At 71.1% G+C, this 291-nt stretch carries 1 pseudogene; it reads left to right on the top strand.

Going from position 1 to position 291, the window contains the following annotated elements:
• Positions 1 to 291 (top strand): annotated as a pseudogene (locus AB4Y36_RS40525) (urocanate hydratase); the annotation flags it as partial.

Raw genomic sequence — 291 nt, 5'->3', positions numbered from 1 at the left:
AAACGGAATCGATGAAGGACGGCTCGGACGCGGTGAGCGACTGGCCGCTGCTCAATGCGCTGCTGAACACGGCGGGCGGCGCGTCGTGGGTGTCGCTGCACCACGGCGGCGGCGTGGGCATGGGCTTCTCGCAGCACTCGGGGGTGGTGATCGTGGCGGACGGTACGCAGGCGGCGCACGAGCGTCTGGGCCGCGTGCTGCTCAACGATCCGGCCACGGGCGTGATGCGCCACGCGGATGCCGGCTACGAACTCGCGCAGCAGACCGCGCGCGAGGCAGGCCTCAAGCTGC

The organism is Paraburkholderia sp. BR10936, from assembly GCF_040965735.1.
GTDB lineage: Bacteria > Pseudomonadota > Gammaproteobacteria > Burkholderiales > Burkholderiaceae > Paraburkholderia > Paraburkholderia nodosa_A.
Note: the sequence above shows the minus strand (reverse complement) of the source record. Positions and strands in the feature narration are given on the sequence as shown.